Origin of the sequence: Komagataeibacter sp. FXV3, from assembly GCF_015155755.1 — a bacterium.
GTDB lineage: Bacteria > Pseudomonadota > Alphaproteobacteria > Acetobacterales > Acetobacteraceae > Komagataeibacter.
Window position 1 is genome coordinate 1 of sequence record NZ_VWPI01000086.1, and the last position, 4536, is coordinate 4536.

Consider the following 4536-nt stretch of genomic DNA (forward strand, 5'->3'; position numbering starts at 1 on the left):
AAAAAGATACGCCAAGCTACCTAGACCAGTCTCACCCAGTCCAGACCGCCAATCATCATCCCTAAAGACAACAACCGCGCCGCCAGCATATCCCTTCCAGATACTCTCTCTATTCTCTTGTCAAAGACCGTAACCCCAAAGGGCCGAGTAACTTAGCAAATCCACCGGAGAGGCTCAAGAAGTTTCCTCAGCGCCGCCGGTGATTGCGGATATAGGACCCACTCCTACTACCGTCAATCATAAAAGTGCATGCGGCCTGAAAAAAATCACCATGGCTTTTCAGGCCAATAGGCAAAAACCGCACTAGGCCGCGCGATTGCGGTCCATCAGCATGTTCGTGACGACTGATTTGAAAGGGGCAAGGGCATCGGCCACACGCAGTCCGGCCTGACGCAGGACACGGAAAGCAGGCTCATCACGGGTATAAATCGTGGCGATTCCATTGGTGGCGGCGAACAGGGGCGCGGTTGCAAGACGGTGCCGCCGTTCAAAACGCCGCAGGACGGACAGGCTGCCCGGCGATTCACCGCGCGCCAGCCCTGCCCCGATTTCCTGCGCCAGGGCCTCCTGCCCCTTCAGCCCAAGATTGAAGCCATGGGCGGTAATGGGATGCATGCCTACGGCGGCGTCACCAATCAGGGCGAAGCCGGGGGCCGCGAAGCGATGGGCATAGACCCCGCGCAGGGGATAGGCATGCCGCGTGCTGACCAGCCGCATGTTACCCAGCCGCCCCCCGACCCGCTGCATGATTTCGGTATTGAAGGCATCGCGTTCCAGGGTGCGCAGGCGTTCGATCTGTTCCGCCGGCAGGGTCAGGACAATGGAGGACGCGCCGCCATTGACGGGCAGCAGGGCAATTGTCTGCCCTTCATCAAACCACTGGGTCGCCACATGATGATGGGGCAGGTCATGCGCCATGCGACAGACCAGCATGGTGCGTTTGAAATCATGCATGACCGCGCCGATACGCTGCAGGCGACGGATCTGGGAAAAACGCCCGTCTGCGCCCACTGCAAGCCGGGATGTGATCTCACCCCCCTCATGCACGACCGTCATCTCATCCCCTATCCGCCGGATATGCCGGATGGATGTGCCACCAAGCAGGCGGATGCCGGGAGGCTGGCTTGCGGCAAGGTACAGCCCACGGCGGATGCAATGGTTGGATACAAGATAACCCAGCGCATCAACGCCGCGCCCCTGCGTATCGAATGTAAGGGGGTGGTTGCTGCGTCCGGTTTCCACCCGCGCTTCGCGCAGGGGGGAAATGGCGACCTGCGGAATATGCTCCCATGCACCCAACTCCTTCAGCACGGAAACCGAATGATGGGTCAGGGCTATCTCGCGCCCGTCAAACGCGGGTTCGGCCCAGCGCGACTGGGGCGCGCGTTCCAGCACCGCAACGGACAGGCCACGGGCCTCCAGCGACAGGGCAGCAGCCAGCCCCGCCGGGCCACCACCCATTATGGTTACATCATGATATGTCATTGCCTGCTTCCTGTCCGTATGCCGTCTTACAGGTTACGCATCCGCGCCAAACTGCACGGGACTGCCTGTCCACTCGGCCACGTATCCGTCAACCGGCCGGCGCTTCGGCGCGACGGCACCCGGCTCCGGCGTGCCAACAAACAGGAAACCCGCCAGCTTATGGGGGGCAGGAAAGCCCAGCTCGGCCGCAAGTTCCGGATCATATGCCACATCACCACTGACCCATACCCCGCCAAACCCCGTGGCATGCAGGGCGTTGAGGATATTCATGGCCGCGGCCCCCACCGCCAGTTCCTGCTCGATCAGGGGGATCTTGTGTTCGGGACGCAGGTGCATGCCCAGCACGATGACCAGCGGCATGGTGGAAAAACGGGACTGCCGCTTTTCAATCTTGGCCGGGTCAACCGCCGGGTCCAGCCGCTTCATGCTGGCCACTATGCGCTGCGCCACTTGGGGGCGGGCATCGCCGCGCACCAGCACGTAACGCCACGGCCGCAGCTTGCCATGGTCCGGCGCGCGCATGGCGGTGGACAGGATGTTGTGCAGCACATCCCCCGTGGGGGCGGGTTCCATCAGCGCATCGGTGGAAAAGCGCGACAGCAGAAGGTCAAGCGATGTCATATGGTCGTTCCCTGATAAACTGGGCGCCCGCTGACCGTCCGTGGCCTGTTGGCGGGAGTCATGACGCGACACCATGCAGCAAGTAGCCTGTCCTGCCAATATCCACCCCGCCATGCACTGCCACCACCACGGGATCGGTATGGATTCCGGCTTCGGGCTTCTATAGAAGGGGGGGCATGAATACCCCGCGCACAGCCACGGTCCACCGCGCCACCAGCGAGACCGACATTACCGTCACCATCAACCTTGATGGCACGGGACAGACCCGTATCGAGACCGGCATCGGTTTCCTGGACCACATGCTGACCGCCCTTGGCCGTCACAGCATGTGCGATCTGGAGATTACCGCCAGGGGCGACCTGCATATCGACTACCACCACACGGTGGAAGATACCGGCATCGCACTGGGCAAGGCCTTTGCCAAGGCCATAGGCGACAAGCGTGGCATCCGCCGTTACGGCAGCGCCACCGTGCCGCTGGATGAGGCGCTGTGCGAAGCGGTGGTGGATATTTCCGGTCGTCCCTTCCTGGCGTGGTCCGTCACCTTCGGGCGTGACAAGATCGGGGAAATGGATACCGAACTGTTCGAGGAATTCTTCCGCGCGTTTGCCATGAGCGCGCTGGTCACGCTGCACATCATCCAGCGTACGGGGCATAACTGCCACCATATTGCCGAAGCGGCCTTCAAGGCGCTGGCCCGCGCACTGCGTACCGCAAGCGAGCCTGATCCCCGCGCGGGCGGCATAATCCCGTCCACCAAGGGCAGCCTGTGACATTCTACTCCGCCCTGCTGCCACCCGCCCGCACCACGGGGCCGGCCGCATGGCCGGTCATGGTGGCATGCCGCATGTCATGGCTGGTTCTGCTGTGCGGATGGGTCGGGCTGTTACTGCGCGGCTGCTGGGTCAGCGGGCTGATCGCGGGGGGCGCGGCCATCCTGACCGGACGGCTGCTGCCGCTGCCCATTGCCCTGCCGGTGCTGGGCGGGCTGCACCTTGTCCTTGCGCTGAACGCCCCGGAGCTACGGCAGTGGGAACTGCGCCTGCGCGGCTACCGGCCCGTGCGCGGCGTTTACGCCACCGATCCCAAGGCAGCCCTGCTGCGCTGGATGGATCATGACCGGTCCCGTCCCCTTTCCCCCGTATCATGAGGCATCCCATGCCCGCGCCCTCTTCTACGCAATCCATCGTGGTGATCGACTATAACGGCGGCAACCTTGCCTCCGCCGCCCGTGCCCTGTCCCGCGCGGCACAGGACAGCGGCATTGACGCCACCGTCACCATCACCGCAGACCCGCAGGCAGTAATGCAGGCCGACAGGATCGTCCTGCCCGGGCAGGGCGCGTTCGCTGACTGCGCGGCGGGCCTTGCGGCACAGCCCGGACTGCATGACGCCATTGTGGATGCGACCGATAACGGCACGCCCTTCCTTGGCATCTGTGTCGGCATGCAGCTTATGGCCGAACGCGGGCGCGAACATGGGGTGACACCGGGGTTCGGCTGGATTGCGGGTGAAATCGCCCTTATGGACGCACCCGGCCTGCGTCTGCCGCAGATGGGGTGGAACCAGCTGGAATTCACCCCCAATGCCCACCCGCTGACCGAAGGCCTGCCGGTGGAGGCCCATGGCTATTTCGTCCACTCCTTCGCCCTGCGCGGATATGACCCGGCCGACATGGTGGCGACCACCGATTACGGCGGCGCGGTGCCCGCCATCGTCGCGCGCGGCAACCGGGCGGGCACGCAGTTCCATGTGGAAAAAAGCCAGAAGGTCGGCCTGCGCATCCTGTCCAACTTCCTGCGCTGGACACCTGCGCCGGATCACACGCCATGACACGGCAGGCCCCGACGGCCGGCACCATCCATGCCGAACGCGTGCAGCAGATGCATGAAGACGACCTGCATGCCCTGTGCGACGCGACCAACGCCGCCATTCTGGACGGCGGCGGGTTTGGCTGGCTGGCCCCGCCGCCCCGTGAAACGCTGGAGCGGTATTTCCGTGGTGTCCTGCTGGTGCCTGAACGCCAGATGTTTGTCGCCCGGCTGGATGACATGATCGTGGGTTCGGCCCAGCTTGTGCGCCCGCCACGCAATAACGAAGCGCAGGCGATGAGTGCGACACTCATGCATTTCTATATCGCCCCCTACGCCCGCGGGCTGGGACTGGGCCGCCTGCTTCTGAACGAAGTGGAAAGCTGCGCGCGCAGCATGGGTTACCAGATCATCAACCTTGACGTGCGCGAAACCCAGACCGATGCGGTGCGCCTGTTCCGCAGCAGCGGATTCCACCACTGGGGCACCCATCCCAGCTACGCCCGCACGGATGGCCGCACCGTGCGCGGCCTGTTTTTCACCAAGCGCCTGCAGGATGACGAGCGGATAGTCCCCGCCCACCCGCAGGCGGCTTCAACCCCCATTCCTGCAGCAGGAC

6 protein-coding genes are annotated in these 4536 nt (G+C 63.9%); 4 read left to right on the forward strand and 2 right to left on the reverse strand.

All coding sequences use genetic code 11. From position 1 onward, the window contains the following. Positions 1–303: 303 nt before the first annotated feature. A complete protein-coding gene (gene ubiM / locus F1542_RS08620; protein ID WP_193732672.1) occupies positions 304–1485 on the reverse strand; it encodes a 5-demethoxyubiquinol-8 5-hydroxylase UbiM in 1182 nt (393 codons plus the stop codon). A 33-nt stretch (positions 1486–1518) separates the two neighbouring features. Then, entirely contained in the window at positions 1519–2106 is a 588-nt protein-coding gene (locus F1542_RS08625) for a nitroreductase (protein ID WP_193732673.1), read from the reverse strand. 176 nt (positions 2107–2282) lie between these two features. Here F1542_RS08625 and hisB point away from each other — a divergent pair, with 176 nt between their 5' ends. The 4 genes from hisB to F1542_RS08645 all read left to right on the forward strand — a co-directional run. Continuing rightward, positions 2283–2879, forward strand: coding sequence for an imidazoleglycerol-phosphate dehydratase HisB (hisB, locus tag F1542_RS08630; protein ID WP_193732674.1), 597 nt, complete (start codon positions 2283–2285; stop codon positions 2877–2879). Further along, a complete protein-coding gene (locus F1542_RS08635) occupies positions 2876–3256 on the forward strand; it encodes a hypothetical protein (RefSeq protein ID WP_193732675.1) in 381 nt (126 codons plus the stop codon). The genes hisB and F1542_RS08635 overlap by 4 nt, the downstream gene beginning before the upstream one ends. 8 nt (positions 3257–3264) lie before the next feature. Next, positions 3265–3939, forward strand: coding sequence for an imidazole glycerol phosphate synthase subunit HisH (hisH, locus tag F1542_RS08640; protein WP_193732676.1), 675 nt, complete (start codon positions 3265–3267; stop codon positions 3937–3939). Continuing rightward, the coding region (locus F1542_RS08645) for a GNAT family N-acetyltransferase (protein WP_193732677.1) at positions 3936–4536 on the forward strand (601 nt) is incomplete at its 3' end. The genes hisH and F1542_RS08645, both read left to right, overlap by 4 nt.

Coding starts and splice junctions, on each gene's coding strand:
- ubiM (WP_193732672.1), bottom strand. CDS start 1,485: ATGACATATCATGATGTAACCATAATGGGTGGTGGCCCGGCGGGGCTG.
- F1542_RS08625 (WP_193732673.1), bottom strand. CDS start 2,106: ATGACATCGCTTGACCTTCTGCTGTCGCGCTTTTCCACCGATGCGCTG.
- hisB (WP_193732674.1), top strand. CDS start 2,283: ATGAATACCCCGCGCACAGCCACGGTCCACCGCGCCACCAGCGAGACC.
- hisH (WP_193732676.1), top strand. CDS start 3,265: ATGCCCGCGCCCTCTTCTACGCAATCCATCGTGGTGATCGACTATAAC.